This window comes from Actinomadura sp. WAC 06369, from assembly GCF_003947565.1.
Lineage (GTDB): Bacteria > Actinomycetota > Actinomycetes > Streptosporangiales > Streptosporangiaceae > Spirillospora > Spirillospora rifamycini.
Genome location: NZ_QHJN01000003.1, coordinates 1 through 21,330 on the forward strand (window position 1 = coordinate 1; position 21,330 = coordinate 21,330).

Annotated in this window: 24 protein-coding genes; 14 read left to right on the forward strand and 10 right to left on the reverse strand. The window is 74.5% G+C overall.

Annotated features, from left to right (window positions below; all coding sequences use genetic code 11):
* The first annotated feature begins 316 nt into the window (after positions 1-316).
* The 3 genes from rplM (at position 317) to glmM (ending at position 3,004) form a co-directional block, all read left to right on the forward strand.
* Positions 317-769: a 50S ribosomal protein L13 gene (gene rplM / locus DMH08_RS01735; protein WP_026404079.1), complete on the forward strand. Its 453-nt coding sequence runs from the start codon at positions 317-319 to the stop codon at positions 767-769.
* A 190-nt stretch (positions 770-959) separates the two neighbouring features.
* Positions 960-1,475, forward strand: a complete 516-nt coding sequence (rpsI, locus tag DMH08_RS01740; protein ID WP_026404080.1) for a 30S ribosomal protein S9 — start codon at positions 960-962, stop codon at positions 1,473-1,475.
* 185 nt (positions 1,476-1,660) lie between these two features.
* Positions 1,661-3,004 carry a phosphoglucosamine mutase gene (gene glmM, locus DMH08_RS01745; protein WP_125611214.1) on the forward strand — a complete coding sequence of 448 codons (1,344 nt, stop codon included), beginning with the start codon at positions 1,661-1,663 and terminating at the stop codon, positions 3,002-3,004.
* Positions 3,005-3,073: 69 nt separating this feature from the next.
* Here glmM and DMH08_RS01750 read toward each other — a convergent pair whose 3' ends face one another.
* Positions 3,074-3,382 (reverse strand): hypothetical protein, encoded by a 309-nt coding sequence (locus DMH08_RS01750; protein WP_125611216.1) that lies wholly within the window; start codon positions 3,380-3,382, stop codon positions 3,074-3,076.
* Positions 3,383-3,405: 23 nt separating this feature from the next.
* Positions 3,406-4,065, reverse strand: a complete 660-nt coding sequence (locus DMH08_RS01755) for an HNH endonuclease family protein (RefSeq protein ID WP_125611218.1) — start codon at positions 4,063-4,065, stop codon at positions 3,406-3,408.
* A gap of 238 nt (positions 4,066-4,303) precedes the next feature.
* Here DMH08_RS01755 and DMH08_RS01760 point away from each other — a divergent pair, with 238 nt between their 5' ends.
* Genes DMH08_RS01760 through DMH08_RS01775 form a run of 4 tightly spaced genes read left to right on the forward strand, consistent with a single transcriptional unit; the run spans position 4,304 to position 7,741 of the window.
* Complete coding sequence (locus DMH08_RS01760; RefSeq protein WP_051301108.1) at positions 4,304-5,245, forward strand: ABC transporter ATP-binding protein; 942 nt, start codon at positions 4,304-4,306, stop codon at positions 5,243-5,245.
* Positions 5,242-6,120 (forward strand): ABC transporter permease, encoded by an 879-nt coding sequence (locus DMH08_RS01765; protein WP_026404083.1) that lies wholly within the window; start codon positions 5,242-5,244, stop codon positions 6,118-6,120. The genes DMH08_RS01760 and DMH08_RS01765 overlap by 4 nt, the downstream gene beginning before the upstream one ends.
* Positions 6,117-7,028, forward strand: a complete 912-nt coding sequence (locus DMH08_RS01770) for an ABC transporter ATP-binding protein (RefSeq protein ID WP_026404084.1) — start codon at positions 6,117-6,119, stop codon at positions 7,026-7,028. Before DMH08_RS01765 ends, DMH08_RS01770 begins: the two co-directional genes overlap by 4 nt.
* Positions 7,025-7,741, forward strand: coding sequence for an ABC transporter permease (locus DMH08_RS01775; RefSeq protein ID WP_026404085.1), 717 nt, complete (start codon positions 7,025-7,027; stop codon positions 7,739-7,741). Before DMH08_RS01770 ends, DMH08_RS01775 begins: the two co-directional genes overlap by 4 nt.
* A 36-nt stretch (positions 7,742-7,777) precedes the next feature.
* Here DMH08_RS01775 and DMH08_RS01780 read toward each other — a convergent pair whose 3' ends face one another.
* The 4 genes from DMH08_RS01780 to DMH08_RS01795 form a co-directional block, all read right to left on the reverse strand.
* Complete coding sequence (locus DMH08_RS01780) at positions 7,778-8,431, reverse strand: response regulator (protein ID WP_125611220.1); 654 nt, start codon at positions 8,429-8,431, stop codon at positions 7,778-7,780.
* Position 8,432: 1 nt separating this feature from the next.
* Entirely contained in the window at positions 8,433-9,614 is a 1,182-nt protein-coding gene (locus DMH08_RS01785) for a sensor histidine kinase (protein WP_026404087.1), read from the reverse strand.
* A 5-nt stretch (positions 9,615-9,619) separates the two neighbouring features.
* Positions 9,620-11,836, reverse strand: coding sequence for an MMPL family transporter (locus DMH08_RS01790; protein WP_125611222.1), 2,217 nt, complete (start codon positions 11,834-11,836; stop codon positions 9,620-9,622).
* A gap of 80 nt (positions 11,837-11,916) precedes the next feature.
* Positions 11,917-12,333, reverse strand: coding sequence for a hypothetical protein (locus tag DMH08_RS01795; RefSeq protein ID WP_125611224.1), 417 nt, complete (start codon positions 12,331-12,333; stop codon positions 11,917-11,919).
* An 84-nt stretch (positions 12,334-12,417) separates the two neighbouring features.
* On the opposite strand from DMH08_RS01795, the gene DMH08_RS01800 reads away from it, so the two are divergent.
* Positions 12,418-12,744, forward strand: a complete 327-nt coding sequence (locus DMH08_RS01800) for a helix-turn-helix transcriptional regulator (RefSeq protein ID WP_026404089.1) — start codon at positions 12,418-12,420, stop codon at positions 12,742-12,744.
* The gene (locus tag DMH08_RS01805) at positions 12,741-13,358 is read left to right on the forward strand and encodes a permease prefix domain 1-containing protein (protein WP_125611226.1); all 618 of its coding nucleotides are present in this window, start codon (positions 12,741-12,743) and stop codon (positions 13,356-13,358) included. Before DMH08_RS01800 ends, DMH08_RS01805 begins: the two co-directional genes overlap by 4 nt.
* A 6-nt stretch (positions 13,359-13,364) precedes the next feature.
* Here the strand turns inward: DMH08_RS01805 and DMH08_RS01810 are convergent, their stop codons facing one another.
* From DMH08_RS01810 to DMH08_RS01820, 3 genes are read right to left on the reverse strand one after another with little or no spacing between them, the layout of a single operon-like run.
* Positions 13,365-14,828 carry a pyruvate, phosphate dikinase gene (locus tag DMH08_RS01810; RefSeq protein WP_125611228.1) on the reverse strand — a complete coding sequence of 488 codons (1,464 nt, stop codon included), beginning with the start codon at positions 14,826-14,828 and terminating at the stop codon, positions 13,365-13,367.
* Positions 14,825-15,397, reverse strand: a complete 573-nt coding sequence (locus DMH08_RS01815; protein WP_125611246.1) for a transcriptional regulator — start codon at positions 15,395-15,397, stop codon at positions 14,825-14,827. Before DMH08_RS01815 ends, DMH08_RS01810 begins: the two co-directional genes overlap by 4 nt.
* Before the next feature lie 2 nt (positions 15,398-15,399).
* Positions 15,400-16,482: a TetR/AcrR family transcriptional regulator gene (locus DMH08_RS01820; RefSeq protein WP_026404092.1), complete on the reverse strand. Its 1,083-nt coding sequence runs from the start codon at positions 16,480-16,482 to the stop codon at positions 15,400-15,402.
* A gap of 84 nt (positions 16,483-16,566) precedes the next feature.
* On the opposite strand from DMH08_RS01820, the gene DMH08_RS01825 reads away from it, so the two are divergent.
* The 4 genes from DMH08_RS01825 (at position 16,567) to DMH08_RS01835 (ending at position 19,311) form a co-directional block, all read left to right on the forward strand.
* Positions 16,567-17,550, forward strand: coding sequence for an ATP-binding cassette domain-containing protein (locus DMH08_RS01825; protein WP_125611230.1), 984 nt, complete (start codon positions 16,567-16,569; stop codon positions 17,548-17,550).
* The gene (locus DMH08_RS01830; RefSeq protein ID WP_125611232.1) at positions 17,547-18,317 is read left to right on the forward strand and encodes an ABC transporter permease; all 771 of its coding nucleotides are present in this window, start codon (positions 17,547-17,549) and stop codon (positions 18,315-18,317) included. The genes DMH08_RS01825 and DMH08_RS01830 overlap by 4 nt, the downstream gene beginning before the upstream one ends.
* 67 nt (positions 18,318-18,384) lie before the next feature.
* Entirely contained in the window at positions 18,385-18,552 is a 168-nt protein-coding gene (locus tag DMH08_RS39920) for a hypothetical protein (RefSeq protein WP_158642233.1), read from the forward strand.
* 66 nt (positions 18,553-18,618) lie between these two features.
* Complete coding sequence (locus DMH08_RS01835; protein WP_125611233.1) at positions 18,619-19,311, forward strand: DNA alkylation repair protein; 693 nt, start codon at positions 18,619-18,621, stop codon at positions 19,309-19,311.
* Positions 19,312-19,347: 36 nt separating this feature from the next.
* Here the strand turns inward: DMH08_RS01835 and DMH08_RS01840 are convergent, their stop codons facing one another.
* On the reverse strand, positions 19,348-20,826 hold the full coding sequence (locus DMH08_RS01840; protein WP_199747569.1) for an MGH1-like glycoside hydrolase domain-containing protein: 1,479 nt from the start codon (positions 20,824-20,826) through the stop codon (positions 19,348-19,350).
* A gap of 152 nt (positions 20,827-20,978) precedes the next feature.
* Here DMH08_RS01840 and DMH08_RS01845 point away from each other — a divergent pair, with 152 nt between their 5' ends.
* Entirely contained in the window at positions 20,979-21,326 is a 348-nt protein-coding gene (locus DMH08_RS01845) for a hypothetical protein (protein ID WP_125611235.1), read from the forward strand.
* Positions 21,327-21,330 lie beyond the last annotated feature (4 nt).

Sequence of the window (21,330 nt, forward strand, 5' to 3'; positions counted from 1 at the left end):
GACCGGTCCCGCGTGGGCCCGCGCGTCCGCCGGGGACCGCGGTCCGCGAGGTGAGGCATACTGGTGGGTGGCTGGGAGACTGTCACGGTTGCTCGCTTTGACCCGCGCCCGCGCGGACTAGTATCCTGCGGGTTTGTTGTATGCGTCGGCGCCTGCCCGGGCGGTGGGATGGCGACGGCATCCACGTGTCGGTGTGCCCCATGTGCGCTCGCACGGGCCCCGGCCTCCCGGAGCGCCCGATCGGAACGAGAACGAGCCCGATCGGCGCGAGCAGGAGATCCGCTAGAAAGTCGACGAGAAACGAAGGCTGACGACCGTGCGCACGTACACCCCTAAGCCCGCTGACGTTCAGCGTCAGTGGTACGTCATCGACGCGACCGATGTCGTGCTGGGCCGTCTCGCCAGTCATGTCGCGCAGCTGCTTCGGGGTAAGCACAAGCCGATCTACGCTCCGCACCTCGACACCGGTGACTTCGTCGTCATCGTGAACGCCGACAAGGTGTCGCTGTCCGGCAACAAGCTGGAGCAGAAGCGGGCGTACCGGCACTCGGGCTACCCGGGCGGACTGCGGTCGGTGAACTACGCCGACCTGCTGGCCAAGAACCCCGAGCGGGCCGTCGAGAAGGCGATCAAGGGCATGCTGCCCAAGACCACCCTCGGCCGCCAGATGTTCCGCAAGGTGAAGGTCTACGCCGGTCCGGAGCACCCGCACCAGGCGCAGAAGCCGGTCCCGTTCGAGATCACCCAGATCAGCCAGACCGGCAGCTGAAGCAGAGAACCGGTCGGCGTCAGGACGTGGAACGTCCGCCAGTCGCCGTACCGATCCGGTCGGCGTCGGGGCACAGCGCCCTCGCGTCGTCCGGTTGCGTGCACGCGGCCGCGTGCGCGTCCGAACCAGTGGCCGCCGGGGCACCCGACGACCGGGCCAGCCGCCCTGGCTAGAAGACCCTAGGAGAACCGTGGACGAGTCCACCGGCACCGAGACGCCCGAGGGCGTCGAGTTCGACTCGTACGAGGACGCGCCGTCCGAGTACACCACCGAGAGCCCCGAGGCCGAGGGCGAGGGCTACCTCGGCCAGCCGGTCGCGACCGGCCCCGCCGCCGGCACCGGCCGCCGCAAGCAGGCCATCGCGCGGGTGCGCATCGTCCCCGGTAACGGCCAGTGGAAGATCAACGGCCGTACGCTGGACCAGTACTTCCCGAACAAGGTCCACCAGCAGATCGTGAACGAGCCGTTCGTCCTGCTGGGCCTGGAGGGCCAGTTCGACGTGCTCGCGCGCGTGAACGGCGGCGGCACCACCGGCCAGGCCGGTGCGCTGCGCCTCGGCATCTCCCGCGCGCTGCAGTTCGCGAACATCGAGCACCGCCCGGCGCTGAAGAAGGCCGGGTTCCTCACCCGCGACGCGCGGGTGCCGGAGCGCAAGAAGGCCGGTCTCAAGAAGGCCCGCAAGGCTCCGCAGTACAGCAAGCGTTGATCGACGGCACGAGCCGCCGCACCCCATGGCTTCTCCGTGGCCGACCCCGCATGGTCGGCGCGCCGGGTGCGGCGGCTCGTCCGCTTTTTCCGGTTCGTTCGCTTTGTATGCCGCACGGCACGGCCGGGACGCCGCACGTCCCGTCCCGTCCGGGCGGCTTTTTTCGTCTCTCCGGGAGTTGAACTGTGGCTCGTCTGTTCGGGACCGACGGCGTGCGGGGGCTCGCCAACCGTGATCTGACCGCCCGGCTCGCCATGGACCTGTCCGTCGCCGCGGCGCGGGTCCTCGGCGAGCAGGGCGAGTTCCGGGGGCATCGGCCGCTGGCGGTGGTCGGGCGCGATCCGCGCGCGTCCGGCGAGTTCCTGGAGGCCGCCGTCGTCGCGGGCCTCGCCAGTTCCGGTGTGGACGTGCTGCGCCTGGGCGTCCTGCCCACCCCGGCGGTCGCGTACCTGACGCACCAGCTGCACGCCGACCTCGGCGTGATGCTGTCGGCGTCGCACAACCCGGCCCCCGACAACGGGATCAAGTTCTTCGACCGGTCCGGGCACAAGCTGCCCGACGAGACCGAGGACCGCATCGAGGCGCGGCTCGGCGAGGAGTGGGACTGGCCGACCGGCGCCGGCGTCGGCCGCGTCCGCGACGCGCACGGCGCGGTCGAGCAGTACGTGGCGCACCTCGTCGCGTCCGTCCCGGTGTCGCTGGACGGCCTGCGCGTCGTCGTCGACTGCGCGAACGGCGCGTCGTGCGACGTCGCGCCGGAGGCGCTGCGCCGCGCGGGCGCCGAGGTCTTCACGATCGGCACCGCCCCGGACGGCCTCAACATCAACGCCGGGTGCGGTTCGACGCACCTGGACGCGCTCCGCGCCGCGGTCCGCGAGCACGGCGCCGACGCCGGCATCGCCAACGACGGCGACGCGGACCGCTGCCTCGCCGTGACCGCCGCCGGCGAGGTCGTCGACGGCGACCAGATCATGGCGATCCTCGCGCTGGAGATGCGCGATTCCGGCGCCCTCACCGCCGACACCGTCGTCGCGACCGTGATGTCGAACCTCGGCTTCAAGACGGCGATGCGGGAGGCCGGGATCACGGTCGTCGAGACCGCCGTCGGCGACCGGTACGTGCTGGAGGCGATGAAAGCGGGCGGGTTCGTCTTCGGCGGCGAGCAGTCCGGCCACGTCATCATGCTCGACCACGCCACCACCGGCGACGGCGTCCTCACCGGCCTGCACCTCCTCGCGGCGATGGCGCGGCGCGGCCGCCCGCTGGACGAGCTCGCGAAGGCGATGACGCGGCTGCCGCAGGTGCTGGTGAACGTCAAGGGGGTCGACAAGGCCCGCGCGAAGACGTCCCCCGAGCTGGCCGCGGCCGTCGCCGCCGCCGAGGCCGGCCTGGGCGAGACCGGCCGGGTGCTGATCCGCCCGAGCGGCACCGAGCCGATGGTCCGCGTGATGGTCGAGGCGGCGTCGCAGGAGCAGGCGCAGAGCGTCGCCGACCACCTCGCCGGCGTCGTCCGAGCCGCCCTCGGCTGAGCCGTCCGGCCCTCGCCCCGCGGTCGGTGCTTCCCCGCGGGGCGAAGTCCCTCGCGTCCGGCGGCTTCGCTAGCGCTGCTCGATGTCCAGGCGGCCGACCTTGAGGTGCCTGATCTCGACCGTTCCGGCCTCCAGGTGCTCGACGATCGCCCGCTTGACGACGAGCTTGCCAATGCCGACGGCGCCGACGGCGACCGCGCCGACGGCGAGCGCGCCCAGCGCCAGGGCGCCGAGCGCGTTGCCGAGGCGCAGGTCGAAGCCGATGGCGGACGCGCCGGTGACCTGGGCGCCCGCGGCGCGGGCGCCGACGGCGCGCTCCGTCCGGACGCGGGGGCGTTCGTCCCGCTCGTCGGCGGGCTGCTCGGTGGGTTCGCTCATGCGTCGAGCATAGGGCGGCCGGTTCAGCAGCGGTCGAGGAAGCCGCCGAGCGCGCGCTCGTCCGCGGAGGTGACCGGGAGGCCGTACGCGTCGGCGACACCGATGTAGGCGACCGCGTACTCGCACTGGAACGCCTTGCGCGGCTTCCACTCGCCGGGGCCGGAGTCGCCCTTCTGCCCGTTGGGCACGCCCCACACGGCGAGCAGGTTGCGGGGGTCGTTGGCGAACCGCTCGCGCCGGTCCTCGGTCCAGCGGGACGCGCCCATCCGCCAGGCGAGCGCGAGCGGGTAGACGTGGTCGATCTGCACCTCGGCGGCGTCGGCCTTGGAGAAGGTGATCTTCCGGCCGGTGTAGGGGTCGCGGAGGAGCCCGGCGACGACGACGCAGTCGCCGCGCTTGCGGACGTCGGCGAGGTCGCGGGCGAGGACGTCGTTGCGCTGGTCGCAGCCGTTGCGGTCGGTGTCCTTCCAGCGGGTGCCGAACGCCTCGCGCTCGTAGCCGTCGCCGTCGCCTTCGGGGGCGACGCGCAGGTCCGCGAGCGCGCCGCGCGCCTCGGCCGCGCTCCCGGTCGCCTCGCCGGCCGGGGCGGGCGTCCCGGCGCCGGAGATGCCGACGTCGGCGCTGCATCCGGTGAGGAGGGCCGCGGCGAGCGCGAGGGCCGCCGCGGGTGCCGCGCGTTGCATGCCGTCACCGTCCTGGGGTTTCTGTGGGTTTTCGCCCAATTGAGGGTGAATAAACGATCTCACCGTACGGGGCGGGCGGAAGCGGCCGTGCGGGACGCCCGCCGGACGGCCGGTGCCCGGGCGCGCGGCACGTCGTCCCGCGGAGCGACTTTGGTCGGTACGGAAATCAGACCAATGGCCCACGGCATCGCTCCTAAGGGCGACGTCACCGGACAACACAGGCGATAGGTTCGGCAGCATGCCGATCATCGCCACCCAGGGCCTGACGATGAGGTTCCCCAGGGTGACCGCCCTCGACGACCTGAACGTGGCCGTCGAACCGGGCGTCGTCGGGCTCGTCGGCGCCAACGGCGCCGGGAAGTCCACGCTCATCAAGATCCTGCTGGGCCTGCAGCCGCCCACGGCCGGGACGGCGAGCGTGCTCGGGCTCGACATCGCGCGCGAGGGCGTCCGCATCCGGGAGAACGTCGGGTTCATGCCCGAGTACGAATGCCTGCCGCCGGACATCTCCGCGACCGAGTTCGTCGTCCACATGGCCCGGATGTGCGGGCTGCCCGCGACCGCCGCCCGCGAGCGCGCCGCCGACACGCTGCGGCACGTCGGGCTGTACGAGGAGCGGTACCGCCCGATGGGCGGATACTCGACGGGCATGCGCCAGCGGGTGAAGCTCGCGCAGGCGCTCGTCCACGACCCCAAGCTCGTCTTCCTGGACGAGCCGACCAACGGCCTCGACCCGGCCGGACGCGACGAGATGCTCGACCTGATCCGGCGGATCGGTACCGAGTTCGGGATCAGCGTCCTGGTCACCTCGCACCTGCTCGGCGAGCTGGAACGCGTCTGCGACCACGTGGTCATCATCGATGGCGGGAAGCTGCTGCGCTCGCAGGCCGTCGAGGCGTACACCGAGGCCAGCGGCGTCCTCACCGTGGAGGTCGAGGAGGGGCGGGACGAGCTGGGCGCGCGGCTGCACGAGCAGGGCGCGGCCGTCCGTCCCGAGGGGCGGCTCCTCGTCGTCGACATCGCGGACGAGGCGACCTACGACCTCGTCCGGGACGGCGTCGCCGACCTGGGGCTGCGGCTGGTCCGGATGGAGCAGCGGCGGCACCGCATCGAGGAGGTCTTCCAGGGAGACCCGGCCGCGGCCGCCGCGGCCGCGCAGGACCAGGGGGCGCCCCGATGAGCACCAGCACGATCCACGACATCGGCTACCGGCACTACGAGGGCCGCCGCAACGGCCGCGGGTACGTGCTGCGGTCGCTGTACGTCCACAACCTGCGGGCCGCGTTCGGGCTGGGCCGGCCCGCCCGCGCCAAGATCATGCCGTTCCTGCTCGGCGCGATCATGCTGCTGCCGGCCGCCGGGTCGGTCGCCGCGTTCGCGGTGAGCAAGCAGGCGGACGCGCTGATCCCGTACTCGGCCTACGCGGTGGTCATGCAGGTGGTCATCGCGATCTTCACGGCGACGCAGGCGCCGGTGCTGGCGTCGCGGGAGCTGCGCTTCCACGTCGTCCCGCTGTACTTCTCCCGCCCGATCGACCACCTGGACTTCGTCCTCGCCAAGATCGGCGCGATGGCGACCTCGCTGCTCGCGATCACGGCGGTGCCGATCACCGTGCTGTACGTGGGCGGGCTGGTCGCGAAGGCGCCGGACTCGGGGCGGCACCTCCTCGACTTCCTGACGGCGCTCGTCGGCTGCGTGCTGTTCGCGGCCGTGCTCGCCGCGATCGGGATGGTCGTCGCCGCGTTCACGCCCCGCCGCGGGTTCGGCGTCGCCGCGGTCATCGCCGTGTACATGCTGTCCGTCGCGTTCGTGGCGATCGTGCAGACCCTCGCCGAAGTGCAGGGCAACTACACCCTGCAGGGCTGGATGTCGCTGTTCACCCCGTTCGACCTGGTCGACACCGTCCAGGTCAGGCTGCTCGGCGCGGAACCGGCCTCGATGGCCGCGGCGCCGGGCGCCGGCGGCGGCCTGGCCGCGCTGGCCCTGTGCGCGGCGCTGGCGGCCGGCTCGATCGCGGTCCTGTATCGCCGGTTCCGGAAGGCGGGCCTCTCATGAGCGAGCTGAAACTGGAGAACGTGTCCCGCTGGTACGGCAACGTCGTCGCCGTCAACGGGGTGTCGATGACGATCGGCCCGGGCGTCACCGGGCTGCTCGGCCCGAACGGCGCCGGGAAGTCCACCCTCATCCACATGATGGGCGGGTTCCTCGCGCCGTCCTCGGGGACGGTCACGCTGGACGGCGCGCCGATCTGGCGGAACCCGGACGTGTACCGCGGCCTCGGGCTCGTCCCCGAGCGGGAGGCGGCGTACGACTTCCTCACCGGCGCCCAGTTCATCCACGCGATGGCGAAGCTCCACAAGCTGCCCGACCCGGACGCCGCCGCCCGCCGCGCGATCGGCCTCGTCGAGATGGAGTACGCCGCGGACCGCGCGATCGGCAACTACTCCAAGGGCATGAAGCAGCGGATCAAGATGGCGTCGGCGCTCGTGCACGACCCGCCCGTCCTGCTGCTGGACGAGCCGTTCAACGGCATGGACCCGCGGCAGCGGCTCCAGCTCATGGACCTCATCCGGCGGATGGCCGACGAGGGGCGCACGATCCTGTTCTCGTCGCACATCCTGGAGGAGGTCGAGCGGCTCGCCGGGCACATCGAGGTCATCGTCGCGGGGCGGCACGCCGCGTCCGGCGACTTCCGCCGGATCCGCCGGCTGATGACCGACCGGCCGCACCTGTTCCTCGTCCGGTCCGCGGACGACCGCGCGCTCGCCGCCGCGATCATCGCGGACGGGTCGGCGCGCAGCGTGCGGCTCACCGACAAGGGCCTCCAGGTCGAGGCGACCGACTTCCAGCGGTTCACCTGGCTGCTCCCGCAGGTCGCGAAGCAGGCGGACGTGCGGTTGTGGGAGGTCTCCCCGGCCGACGAGTCCCTCGAAAGCGTCTTCTCCTACCTGGTGGCGAAATGAACGCGACGATCGCGAGAATCACCTTCCGGGCGATGCTCGGCCGGCGCCGCGCGCTGCTGCTGCTCGTGCTGCCCGCCATCCTGCTGGCGCTCGCGGCCGGCATCCGCGCCACCGGCGAGGACGACCTGGAGACCGCGGCCCTCGTGCTGCAGCAGTTCGGGCTCGCGACGCTGCTGCCGCTGCTCGCGCTCATCGCCGGCACGGGCGTGATCGGCCCGGAGATCGACGACGGCCAGATCATGTACGTGCTGACCAAGCCGATCCCGCGCGGGGTGATCGTGCTGACGAAGCTGGCCGTCGCGATCGTCCTGGTCACGGCGTTCGCGGTCGTCCCGACGCTGCTCGCCGGGATCCTGCTGGCCGGGACGACCGCGGGCGTGACCGCCGCGTACACCGCGGGCGTGCTCGTCGGCGGCCTCGCCTACAGCTCGATCTTCGTGGCGCTCGCGGTCCTGAGCCGCAACGCCGTCACGGTCGGGCTGCTGTACGCGCTGGTGTGGGAGTCGCTGCTGGCGAGCTTCGCGCCGGGCGCGAAGTCCGCGTCCGTCCAGGCGTGGGCGCTGTCGGTGACGGACTCGCTGACCTCGGCGACGATGGTGGACTCGTCCGTCGGCCTGCCGCTGGCGGTCGCGCTGCTGGCCGCGGTGACGGTCGCCGGGGCGTTCCTCGCGGTGTTCCGGCTGCGCACCCTGTCGGTCGCGAGCGCCGAGTAGCCCGCGCGGTCCCGCGTCCCGTCCGGGCGCCGCCGGTCAGGGGGCGGCGTCCGGACGGGCGCGCAGCAGGCCGCGTTCCATCGCGAGGACGACCGCGTGCGTGCGGTCGCGGGCGTCCAGCTTCGCGAACACCCGCAGCAGGTGCGTCTTCACGGTGGCCTCCCCGATGACGAGCCGCCGCCCGATCTCGGCGTTCGACAGCCCGTCGGCGACCGCCCGCAGGACCTCCACCTCGCGGGGGGTCAGCGCGGCCGGGTCGGGGCGCCGCATCCGCGCGACGAGCCGCCGCGCGACGCGCGGCGCCAGCACCGTCTCGCCGCGCGCGGCGGCGTGCAGCGCGTCGACGAGCTGCTCGCGGGTCGCGTCCTTCAGCAGGTAGCCGATCGCGCCCGCCTCGACGGCGCTCTCGATCTCGGCGTCGGTGTCGTAGGTCGTCAGGATCAGCACCCGGGTGGGCGCGGCGCCCGCGACGATCCGCGCGGTGGCGCCGACGCCGTCCAGGACGGGCATCCGCAGGTCGAGCAGCGCGACGTCCGGCCGCAGCGCCGCGACGAGATCGACGGCGGCCCGGCCGTCGCCCGCCTCCCCGACGACGTCGAGCGTCGGCTCGGCCGCCAGCAGCGCGACGACCCCGCCGCGCATCACCGTGTGGTCGTCGGCGACGACGACGCGGATCTTCCGTTCGGTCATGTCAGCCCTCCCGGTCCAGGGGGATCGCGGCGAGGACGCGGGTGCCGTCGCCGGGCGCGCTGGTCACGGTCAGCTCGCCGCCGAGCTCGGCCAGCCGGCGCCGCATCCCGTCCAGGCCGAACCCGCGGGAGTCGGCGACGGCGAAGCCGCGGCCGTCGTCGGTGATCTCCAGCTCGACGCCGTCCGGCCGCCGGGTCAGGACGACCCCGACCGCGGACGCCGCCGCGTGCTTGCGGACGTTCGCGAGGGACTCCTGCGTGCAGCGCAGCAGCGCGATGCGCGTCGGCTGGTCGCAGTCGACGTCGGGCAGGTCGGCGGTGACGCGGACGCCGGTGTCCTCGGCGAACCGGTCGAGGGCGCGGCGCAGCGTCCGCGCGACCGACCCGGGCGGCCGGGTCGCCGAGCCGACGAGGACCCGCGCCTCCGCGAGGTTCTCCCGCGCGGTCCGCTCGATGGACGTGAGCTGCCGGGCGCTCGCGTCCGGGTCGGTCGCGAGGCCGGAGCGGGCGGCCTCGGCGAGCGCGACGATCGACGCGAAGCCCTGGGCGAGCGTGTCGTGGATCTCCCGGGCGATGCGCTCGCGCTCCTCCGCCGCGCCCTGCCGCTGGTGGGCCCGCGCCAGTTCCAGCCGCGCGTCGTCCAGCTCGGCGCCCAGCTCGGCGGCGCGCTCGTCGCCGCGCCGCTCGATCCGCCGGACGAGCAGGCCGCCGAGGATCCCGGCGGCGCAGCCGACGAGCGCGGCCACCAGGTTGCCGCCGGCGGCGACGCGCGGCAGGTCCTGGGCGAGGTCGCCGGCGAGGACGGCGGCGGTGCCGGCCGCGGTGAGGGCGATCGCGCGCCGCGCGCCGCCGCCGAAGATCCAGAACTGCGGCAGGGACACGACCAGCATCGCCGCGCCGCCGTCCAGCAGGTAGGAGTGCAGGCCCAGCGCCGCCACCAGCAGGGCGACGAACACACCCGGCCGGACGGCGCGGTTGCGCGGCCACGTCACGAGGACCGCGTATCCCGCGCCGAGCAGCACCAGCAGCACCAGCATCGGGGAGCGGACGGCCGCGGGCTGGTCCCGGACGGCGAGGCCGGGCGGGATCAGCCCGAACACCATCCACGCGAGCGCGTACCACTGGTGGAGCCGGAGCCGGAACCGGTCGTCCGGCGGCGCGGCCGTCCGAGTCCGCTGCGTCACGATGGTCAGCCTAGGGTTCCCGGCGACGGTTCCGCCGCGCCCGCCCCGGTCCGATCCGTCCCTGCCCGATCTATCCGTGCCCGATCCGTCCGTGCCTGTTTGATCTGCCGGGACGGCCACCAGCAGCGGTCGCCGAGCAGGAGCATCATCGCGGGGAGGACGAGGATCCGGATGATCGCGGCGTCCAGCAGCACGGCCACCGCCAGCGCGAACCCCATCTGCTTCATCTCCATGATGTGCAGGGACACGAAGCTCGCGAACACCGTCACCATGACGAGCGCCGCGCTCGTCACGACGCTCGCCGAGCGGCCGATGCCGTCCAGGACGGCCCGCCGCGTCGGGACGCCCGCCAGTGCGGCCTCACGGATGCGGCTGATGACGAACACCTGGTAGTCCATCGACAGGCCGAACAGGATGACGAACAGGAACAGCGGAACGCGGGAGCCGATGGATCCGGTCGAGTCGAAGTCGAGGAGGCCCTCGGCCCACGTCCCCTGGAACACCAGGACCAGCAGCCCGAGCGCCGCGCCCGCCGACAGCAGGTTGAGCACCACGCCGATCAGTGCGAGCACCACGGAACGGAACGCCCACACCGTCATCGCGAACGTCGCCAGCAGCAGCGCCCCGATGACGAACGGGAGCCTGCTCCGCTGGTGCCGGGGATAGTCGGCGTACCGGGCGACGTCGCCGGTCACGGCGACGTCCACGCCGAGGCGTCCGACGGTCGCGGGCACGTACTCGGTGCGGACCAGCTCCAGCGAGCGCCGCGCCCGGTCGGTGCTCGCGTGGTGCGGCACCTGGAGCCGGAGGAGGCTGGTCCGCCCGTCCGCGGACGCCAGCAGCGTCGCCGGTCCGGCGAACAGCGGGTCGCGCTCCGCCCGTCCGGCGATCTGCCGCAGCGCCGCCGCGACCTCGCCGGCGCGGTCCGCGTCCGCCCGCACGACGATCCGATGCGTCGCCTTCAGCTCGGGGAACGCCGCGTTCAGCCGGTCGAACACCCGCATGGCGGGGACGTCGCGGGGGTGGCTGTCGCGGCCCATGTCGGTCAGGTTCAGGTTCAGCAGCGGCGCGGCCGGCGCCAGCATCGCGGCCGCCGACACCAGCAGGACCGCGCCGGGCCGCCGGCCGACCGGGCGCAGCATCGCGTTCGTGATCCGCCCGGCGCCGATCCGCGGCGGCTTCGGCGCCCGGTTCCGCCGCGCCGCCCGGCGCTCCGACCACGCGCCGAGCTTCGCCAGCACCGCCGGCAGCACGGTCAGCGAGCTGACCACCGCGACGAGCGTCACCAGGATCGCCGCCGTCGCGATCGACGCGAAGATCACGTCGTCGGCGAGGTACAGGGTCGCGCTCGACACCGCCACCGCGAGACCCGAGACGACCACCGACCGTCCGGACGTCGCCGCCGCGATCTCCACGAGCGCCCGCGCGTCCAGCCGTCCGGCCGTCCTGGCCCGCTCCTCCCGCTCCCGCTTCAGGTAGAACAGCGTGTAGTCGACGCCGACCGCCATGCCGATCAGCAGGATGACGCTCGCGCCGACGCCCGCGTCCGGGAACACGTGCGAGGCCAGCATCGACAGCCCGATCGCCGCCGCGATCGAGGTCAGCGCGAGCACCACCGGCACCACGGCCACCGCGATCGACCCGAACACGACCAGCAGCGTGAGCAGCGTGATCGGCAGCGCGATCATCTCGGTCCGCGCCAGGTCGTCGTTGCGCAGCTCGCCGACGCCCTTGCTGACGGACGGACCGCCGGTCTCGGCGACCCGCAGGCCCGGGTGCGCCTCCTGTACCGCCCCGGTCTGCGCCAGCAGCGCGTCCACATGGTTCTTGGCGTCGAGTTCGACGCCCCGCATGGTCACGTCGACGCGCACGGCCGTGCCGTCCCGCGACCACACCGGCTCCGACACCCGCTCGACCTCGGGGAGCCGCTCCATCCGGACGGCCGCGTCGTGCGCGGCCGCCCGTGCCGCGTCCCGGTCGAGGGGCCCCGACCTCGCGGTGATCAGCACGTGCTCGACGGGTGCCTGGGCGAGCCCGCCCGCGTCCGCCATCGCCTCCGCCCGTCCGGCCTCGCCGATCCGGAAGTCCTCGGTCGTCGCCGCGTTCCCGCCGACCGCGAAGCCCGCGCCCAGGCAGAGCGCGACGAACAGGAACCACGCCGCGATGCCGCGCCACGGATGCCCGGCGCTCCACCGGGCCATGCGCACAGGAAGGTTCGTCATGCCGTCGAGCCTCGCCGGGCGGGCCCTCCCCGCATGAGCCCCGACCGGCTGAACCTCCCGTCCACCGATCGGTGGACGCGTCAGGCGCCGGGGCGGACGATCATCAGGACGGCGACGGCCGTCCACAGCAGGTTGAAGATCCCGGTGACCATCGCCAGCCGGCCCGCGACCCGCTCGCCCGGGACGTCCCCGGCCACCACCCGCGCCTGGACGGGCAGGACCGCGAACGCCAGCAGCGCCGCCGCGGCGCCCGTCAGGACGATCGACGCGACGAGCCATGCCTGCGCCAGCACGCCGAGCGTCGCCCCCGTCCCGAAGCCGAACAGCGGCACCGCGACCCCGACCAGCGCGTACCCGCGGCAGATCCGGTGCAGGGCCGCCATCACCCCGGCGTTGCCCTCGCGGGCGTAGCGGGGGAACAGCGACCCGGCCACCGACACCGGCCCGATCGCCAGGATCGCCGCCAGGACGTGCAGCGTCAGCAGCACCTCGGTCATCGTGACTCCTCTTAAGTTGGTGGCCAATATATTGGCCACCAATGCATAGCATGCCAACACGTCGAATGGGTAGGCTGCGTACGCATGAGGGGAGACGCGGTACGGGGGCACCTGGACGCCCTGCTGCTCGCCGTGCTCGAATCCGGCCCGCTGCACGGGTACGCGATCATCACGGCCGTCCAGGAGCGCAGCGGGGGAGCCCTCGAACTGCGCACGGGCACCGTCTATCCGGCGCTGAACCGGTTGGAGCGCATCGGGCTGCTGAGCGGGAGCTGGGAGTCGGCGGGCGGGCGCCGCCGCCGCCGCTACGCGCTCACCGATGCCGGTCGCCGCACCCTCGCGGGCGAGCGGACGGCCTGGCGCGCGTTCACGTCCGCGATCGGCGCGGTCCTCGAACCGGGACCGACGTGATCATCGACGAGCACGTCGGGGCGCTCTCCGCCGCCCTGCACGGCCCCGCCCGCGCCAAGGCGCGGATGCTCGACGAGGCCCGCGCCGGGCTCGCCGACGCCGCCGACGACCTCGCCGCGACGGGCCTGCCCGCCGCGGACGCCGCGCGCCGCGCCGTCCGCGACTTCGGCACGGTCGCGGACGTCGCCCCCGACTTCCAGCGCGAACTCACGATCGCGCAGGCCCGCCGCACCGCCCTCGCGGTCGCGCTGAGCGCCCCCGTCCTCCTGCTCTGCTGGCGGCTCGCGGGCACGGGCGGCGGCGTGCTCCCGCACGCGGCCCGGCTCGTCGGCGCCGTCGCCGCGGCCGCCGCCCTGCTCGGCGCCGGCGGCCTCGCCGCCACGGGCGCGTGGGCCCGCCGCCTGCCCGTCCCGTCCGGCCTGCCGCGGACGGTCGCGTGGGCCGGGACGGTCTCCGGGGCGGCCCTCGGCGCCAGCGCGGTCGCCCTCACCGCCGCGTCCGCCCTGTCCGCGGACTGGCCGCTCGCCGCGGCGATCGCCGCCCTCACCCTGGTGTCCCACACGAAGGTCGCGGCCTCCGCCCGAGCCTGCCGCCACTGCGCCCGCCTGACCTGACGCCGGTCAGTCGAGCCAGGCGAGGAGGCGCTCCAGGTGCGGGTTCGCCTCCGCCGCCGCCGGGGCGCGCCCGGCGACGACCTCGCCGCTCGCGCCGTCGATCGTGACGAGTGCGCCCGGCGGGAGGCCGAGGCAGTCCGGGGCCCCGACGACGGCCGGTTTGCCCATCGACCGCGCGACGACCGCCGCGTGGCTGGTCGTCCCGCCGGCGGCGGTGACGACGCCCGCGGCGGCCGCGAGCCCGTGCATGTCGAGCGGCGACGTCTCCGGGCGCACCAGGACGACCGGGCCGCCGGCCGCCATGCGGACCGCGTCGTCCGCGGTGGCGGCGACCCGGCCGGCCGCGACGCCCGGGGAGGCGCCGACACCGCGGGCGAGGACGTCCAGTCCGGCGGTGTCGAGCCGCGGGGCGCGCGCGTGCCGCAGGTCGTGCGGCGACACGCGCCGGACCGCCTCGGCCCGGTCGATCACGCCCGCGTCGGCCAGGTCGACCGCGACCCGCACGGCCGCGCGCCCGGCGAGGCCCCCGGCCCGGACCTGCAGCAGCGACAGCTCGCCCGACTCGAACGTGAACTCCACGTGGCACGCGTCCCGGTAGTGCCCCTCGATCCGCCGCAGCGCGTCGAGGAGCGCCGCCCACACCGCCGGTTCCCGGTCGGCCAGCGCGGACAGCCGCAGCGGGCTCGACCGCCCGGACACGACGTCCTCCCCCTGCCCGCCGAACAGCACCTCCCCGGACGGGACGGGCTCGCCCGTGGCGGGGTCGCGGCCGAACGCCACGCCCGTCCCGCTGCGGCCGTCGCGGTTGCCGAACACCATCGCCTGCACGGTCACGGCCGTCCCCGCATCGTCCGGAATGCCGTGGATCGCACGGTAGGTCTTCGCGCGTGCCGTGTTCCACGACGCGAACACCGCCCGTACGGCGAGGTCGAGCTGCCCGCGGGCGTCTTGGGCGGCCCCCTCGCCCGGGACGGCGGCGAGCGGCGAGGCCGACCGGTGCGCCTCGCCTGCGCCGTCCCTCCACGTTCGTGGAGGGGTGCCCGCCGTTGCGGCGGCGAGGCCGGCCAGGAATCTGCGGCGGGAGTCGTGCGCGAAACGCGCGTCGCCCGTTTCGGCGGCGAGGGCCGCGGTCGCCTCGGGCGTGAGGCCCAGGTTCAGGATCGTGCTCATCATGCCGGGCATCGACACCGCGCCGCCCGAGCGGACGGCGAGCGCCAGCGGGCGGGTGCGGCCGCCGAGGCGCCGCCCGGTGGCGGCCTCCAGGTCCGCGACGGCCGCGTCCAGTTCGGCGCCGAGGCCGTCTGGGAGGCGGCCGTCCCGCAGGAACGCGCGGCACGCCGGGGTGCCGACGACGAACCCGGGCGGCACCGGCAGCCCGAGGCGCCGCAGCTCGATCAGGCCGCGGGCCTTGCCGCCGAGGACGTCCGCGGGCTCGGCGACGTCGGGCGCGAGCGGGTACGTCCAGGTCATCGCGGGATGCCCAGGGTGACGAGAAGGTCCTCGTGGAGCTGGAACCACACCGTGTGGTACGAGGCGAGGTCGTCCGCCACGTACTCGGTCGCGCCGGCGCGGGCGCGGGCGAGCGCGCGGGCGAGCCGGTCGCGGTAGCGCCGGAACCGGAGCAGCGCCGCGGCGAGGTCGGCGCAGACGGCGTCGGCGCGCAGGTGGAAGTCCGCCAGCGCGTCCAGCACGCGGGAGCCGTCGCCGGTGCGGAGCTGCCACGCCGTGCAGAGGTCGAGCATCTCCGGGTTGAGCACGAGGAAGCGGTCGAACGCCGCGGCGACCCGGGGGCGGGCGCCCGCCGCGTCGAGCTCGTCGCGGATGCGGGCGGCGTCCGAGGCCCGTCCGGCGTCGGTGAGGCTCCACCCGCCGAACTCGCCGGGCAGGTGCGTGACGAGCCCCGCCACGGCGAGGTCGATCAGTTCGGACTCCACGTCGGGTGCGGGCAGCGCCGCGGCCTCGGCGAGCCGGGCGGCGCCCGCGACGCCGACGCAGCGCAGGGCGTGCAGGACGAGCAGGTCGGTGCCGGTCGCGTGCATCGTCACACCCGCGTCCCGCCGGCCGCGACGGCGTGCGCCGCGCCGCGCCCGTCCGCGCGGGCGACGATCTCGCCGGCGCGGACGCGCACGGCGGTCTCGGTGCCGTCGTCCGGCGCGGGGACGCCCGCGGCCGCCGCGACGGCGCCGCGCTCGTCCAGGACGAGGCGCAGGCCGGGCCGCGCGTCCGGGGGGAGCGCGCGGCGCAGGCAGCGGGCGACGTCGCCGATCCGCAGCCGCACGAGGCGGCCGAGTTCGGCGGGGTCGGCCGTCACGACGGCCACGGTCACCGGCTCGCCGGGGCGGGCGGCGCGGACCGCCTCCTCGGCCGCGCGCAGCCGGCCGGTGCCGAGGACCGCGACCACCCCGTCGGCGCCGAGGTCGGCCGGGTCGCCGGTGATCGCGTCCAGCGGCTCCGCGGGCGGCTCCCAGGCGTCCCGGACGGGCGTCGCGGGGGCGGTGAACGGCAGGTGCGGCGGGTCCCAGGCGTCGCCGAGGTCGAGTCCGGCCAGGTGGCGGCAGGCGCGCGCGACGTCGAACGGGTCGCCGAACCCGGGCGCCGTCCCCGCGAGGTGCCCGGCGCCGTCGAGCAGGGTCAGCACCAGCTCCGCCAGCCGGACGCGCCGGACGCGCGGCGCGTACGTCTCCAGCGCCAGCCCGAGCAGCAGCCCCTCCAGCCACGTGACCTGCGCGAGCGCGGCGCGGCCGCGGTCGTCGTCGAACAGGCCGTCGGTGGACCGCAGCCGCAGCCCGGCGCTCGCCGGGGAGTCGCCGCTCATCGGGAGGCGTTCGAGCCGGGCGCGGGCGAACGCGCCGAGCGCCTCGTCGAGGGACGCCGCGGGCGGTGCGGCGTCCCCGTCCCCGTCCGCGTCCCCGTCCCGGTCGAGCGCGTCGACGAGGACCGCGAGGTACAGCGCGCGTTTGCTCGGGAAGTTCGAGTAGACGGCGCCGCGGGTGAGTTCCGCCCGCTCCGCGATCCGGTCGATCTTCGCGTCGGCGTAGCCGTGTTCGGCGAACTCGTCCTGTGCCGCCACCAGCACGGCCGCGCGCGTCCGTTCCTGCCGCTGGGCTCGCGTGAGCCTGACCATCGCCACCCCTCGTTGCCCGTCCGGGCGTCCTAAGATACTTTCACCATCCAGATGATGCCAACATCTGAATGGTGGGAGCATGTCATGAGCGAGTACGGTTTCGAGGCGGAGGGCCTCGTCAGACGGTTCGGCGGGACGACGGCGCTGGACGGCGTCACCCTGGCGGCCGGGCGCGGGCGGGTCCTCGGACTGCTGGGGCCGAACGGCGCGGGGAAGACGACCGTGATCAGGATCCTGGCGACCCTGCTGCGCCCGGACGCCGGACGCGCGACCGTCGCGGGGTTCGACGTGGCGCGCGACCCCGCGCGCGTCCGGGAGCGGATCGCGCTGTCGGGCCAGCACACCGGCGTCGACGAGGAACTGTCCGGACGGGCGAACCTCGTCATGATCGGGCGGCTCCTCGACCTGCCCCGCCGCCGCGCCGAGCAGCGCGCGGACGAATTGCTGGACCGGTTCGGGCTCGGCGACGCCGCCGGCCGTCCCGCCGCGGGCTACTCCGGCGGCATGCGCCGCCGCCTCGACCTGGCGGCCGCCCTCGTCGGCCGTCCCGAGGCGGTCTTCCTCGACGAGCCGTCCGCCGGTCTCGACCCGGGCAGGCGGGACGAGCTGTGGCGGATGGTCCGGGACCTCGCGGCCGACGGCGCCACCGTCCTGCTGACCACCCAGTACCTGGAGGAGGCGGACGCGCTCGCCGACGCGATCACCGTCATCGACGGCGGCCGGGTGATCGCCGCCGGGGCCCCCGCCGAGCTGAAGCGCCGGATCGGCGGGCACACGATCGCCGTCCGGCTCGACGACCCCGCCGACGCCGAACCGGCGGCGGCGATCCTCGCCGCGGCCGCCGGGCGCGCCCCCGACCGTCCGTCCGGCACCGAACTCGCCGTCCCCGTCGACGGGGACGACGCCTTCTACGAGACGGCCGCCCGGTTCCGCGCGCAGCGCATCGGCGTCACCGAGCTGTCCCTCCGGCTGCCGAGCCTCGACGAGGTGTTCCACGCCCTGACCGGCGCGCGCTCCGACGCGCGCTCCGGCTCCACGCCCCCCGACTCCGTGAAGGCGGCACGATGACCAGTCCACTGCGCACCGTCCGGCACAGCCTCGTCCTGGCCCGCCGCAGCCTGGCCAAGACGAAGCGCAACCCGGGGCCCGTCGTCAACGGGGTCATCTCGCCCGCACTGTTCCTGGTGCTCTTCCTCTACCTGTTCGGCCGTCCGGTCGCGGGCTCCACCGGGGACTACCTGCAGTACCTCTTCCCCGGCATCCTCGTCATGGGCGCCGCGCTGTCCGGGCTGGTGTCCACCGGCACGAACATCAACCTCGACCTCAAGAACGGCGTCACCGACCGGTTCCGGAGCATGCCGATCAGCCGCCTCGCGCCCCTCCTCGGGTCCGTGCTGGCCGATCTCGTCCGCTACCTGCTCGCCGTCGCGCTGCTGTTCGCCCTCGGCGTCCTGCTCGGCTTCCGCGCCGGGGGCACGGCCGCCGCCGCGCTGGCCGCCGCGGGCCTCGCCGTCCTGTTCGGGTTCTGCCTGAGCTGGGTCACCGTGCTCTTCGGGGTGCTGGTCAAGGACGCGAGCGCCGTCCTGGCGTTCAGCTTCATCACCTTCCTGCCCCTGCAACTGGGCACGAGCCTCGCCACCCCGACCGGCACGCTGCCGGGCTGGCTGGGCGCGTGGGCGGAGGTCAACCCCGTGACCCACGTGATGGACGCCTGCCGCGCCCTGCTCAACGGCATCCCGGTGGACGGCGCCGCCACCACCGCGCTCCTCTGGTGCGCCGCCCTGTTCGCGGTGTTCTGTCCTCTCGCCGTCCGGGCCTACGGCCGCGCGGAGTGACCCCGACCGGCCGCCCGCCGCGCAGCTCACCCGCCGCGGCAGCGGCGGAGAGCGCAGCGTCGTCGGCGTGATCGCGGTGTTCTACCGGCCGTTCCTCGCCGCGATCTACCTCGCCTGGGGCTTGATCGGCGATGCTTGGGAAGACGCATGGGTCGTGTGGCCCGTCGGAGCGGTGCTCTTCGCCGGGATCGCGGCGGGCAGCCATGCGACCGCGAACCATCGCAGGGCACGCTGACCCTCCGGCGCACGCCCGGCGCTCACCGGAAAACACCGATCCGACGGCGACAGGAAGGTCAGCGAAATGGCGCAGCCCCTTGAGCGGATCCAGGACGCCTTGAGCAACCGGCGGAGCCCCGCGGAGCGGGACAAGATCGTGCGACGCCTGCCGCCCGACAGCGGCTTGGACGTGATCGGTGTGCGGATGAAGGAGGTGTTCGACACCGCCAAGGAGTGGACGGACATCGACCTCTCCCACGTCCCCGACCTGCTGGCCAGCCAGTGGTACGAGATGCGCATGGTCGGCGTCTCGATCCTCGACTTCAAGGCGCGGCGCCGCGGTCTGGACGACGACGGACGGCGTCGGCTCTACGAGACCTACATGAACCACCACGAGTTCATCAACATCTGGGATCTCGTCGACCGCTCGGCCCCGCGCGTCGTCGGCTGGTACCTGCTCGACAAGTCGCGCCGGCCGCTGTTCGATCTCGCGCGGTCCGATGCGGCGATCGAGCGGCGGACCGCGATCACCGCCTCCTTCTGGCTCATCCGACAAGGCGACCTCGACGATCCGCTCGCCCTGGCCGATCTCCTGCTCGACGACCCCAGCGGACTCGTCACCAAACCGGTCGGCACCGCGCTGCGCGAGGTCGGCAAGATCGACCGGCAGCGCCTGCTCGACTTCCTCGCCGAGCACCGACACCGGATGAGTCGCCCGACCCTGCGCCTCGCGACGTACCTGCTTCCGAGCCACATCGAGCGATCTCTTCGAGAGTAGGCGCCGGCGGGGCCGCCGCCGCCTGACCCCCGCGGGTCAGCGCTCCGCGGCGGCCGTCCGCGCCGCGGCGCCGAACCGGGCGGGCGTCGACGCGTCGAGCCGCCGCGCGCCGTCGTGGACGATCGACGGCAGCGGCACGGCGCCGTCGTCCGCGGCCACCATGTCGAGGGCGAGCGCCGCCGACCAGCTGAAGTCGTGCGCCCCGCGCCCGCAGCCGTCCACGGGGTCGAAGTACTCGCGGAACCCCGAGCGCCCCACCAGGTCGAGGGTCGACGCGGAGATCGTCCGGGCGATGTCGGGCCGCCCGGCGCGCAGCGCGCCCACCCACAGCAGCCAGTTGGTGTTCACCCAGGTCGGGCCGCGCCAGTAGCAGCGGCGGTCGAAGTTCGGCTCGCGCAGGTCGTAGGTGGGCACGGGGTGGCGGCAGCCGTCCATGAACGCGGGCGACAGCAGCAGCCCGACCAGCCGGTCGCGCACCTCGGCGGGCAGCCACGGGTCGAGCAGCGGCGCGAACCCGGAGACCGTCGCGACCGTCCCCCGGACGCCGGTGCGGACGTCGCGGGCGACGAACGTGCCGCGCTCCTCGTCCCACAGCCGCTCCATCAGCCCCCGGTGGACGGCGCGGGCGGACCGCAGGTGCGGTTCCGGGTCGCGGCCGAGCCGCCGGGCGATCTCGGCGAGGCACAGCTCGCCGTCCAGCAGGATCGCGTTGAACAGCGGGTCCTCGACCGTGAAGCCGTGCTTGTCGAGCAGCTTGAGGTCGTCGTAGCCGATGTCGCGGTAGCTCTCGGCCAGCGCGATGTACGCCGAGTAGTCCGCGTCGCTGGGCCGCTCGTCCGCCGGAACGTGCACCATGTCGCGGCGGACGAACGCGCACTCCGCCTCGGTGAACCGGGCCAGGAACGGGTCCCACGCGGGGCTGTTGTCGGTGCCGGACTCCCACGGGTGGACGATGCACGCCAGCCCGCCGCCGTCGAGGTCGCGCCGTTCCAGCAGGTAGCGGTGCTGCGCCGCGAGCTTCGGGTACGCCTCGGCGAGGAACCGGACGGCCGCGGCCTCGTCGTCCGCCCGCGTGCAGACGGTCAGCGCCGCGCGCGCGTGCACGGGCGGCTGCACGATGCCGGACGTCCGCACGGCGGGGGCGTCGGGGACGCCGCGGCTGTCCCAGAAGGCGGAGCCGGGGAAGTACGACTCGTCCTCGGTGTCGCCGTAGACGATGTGCGGCAGCCGTCCGCCGCCCCACTGAGCGCGGAGCAGGCCGAGCAGCTCGCGCTGCGCGCGGTCCTGGTCGACGCGGGCCAGCCCGATCGCGATGAACGCCGAGTCCCAGCTCCACTGGTGCGGGTACTGCGTGCGGGACGGCAGCGTCGCGGCGCCCGTCCAGTTGCCGGCCAGCGTGGCGACGGCGGCCTCGGCCAGCCGGCGCCGCTCGTCGGGTCCGGGGCGCGTCGCCGGGGGGAGGCCGGCGCGCACGTCGACCTCACCGGGTCCCGCGAAGGGTACGGCGCGGTCCACTCGGGGGCTCCTCACAGGTCAGGGGCATGTCGAGGGGGCGCGTTGACCGAACATGCACCGTCCATCGACCACTTATTGTCATGGTATGACCTGAACTTGTAATTTCGTGGCCCGCACAGGAAGTTTTGCCTTTTCAGGCGTTTGGGTCCGGCATGACGACCCTCGCCCTCGGCGAGAACGTCACCCTCGCCCGCCACCCCGCGATGCTCCGCAACGTCGACGCGCTGATCGGCGTGTTCGTCCGGGTCGGCCTCCCGCTCCCGGACGCCTACCGGGCCTGCATGGAGACGATCCGGACGGTCGCGGGCTTCGTCGAGTTCCAGGACGCCCCGCACGACCGCCCGCCCGCCCGCCTCGACCCCGCCGACCTGCACGCGTCGCCCCCGCCCTGGCCGACCGCCCCCGACGGCGAGGACCTCCCGCACCTGCGCCGCCTCGCCGTCCTCGAACCCGACACACCGGACGTCCTGGTCGACGGGCTCGCCGCCCGCGCCCGCTGAGCCG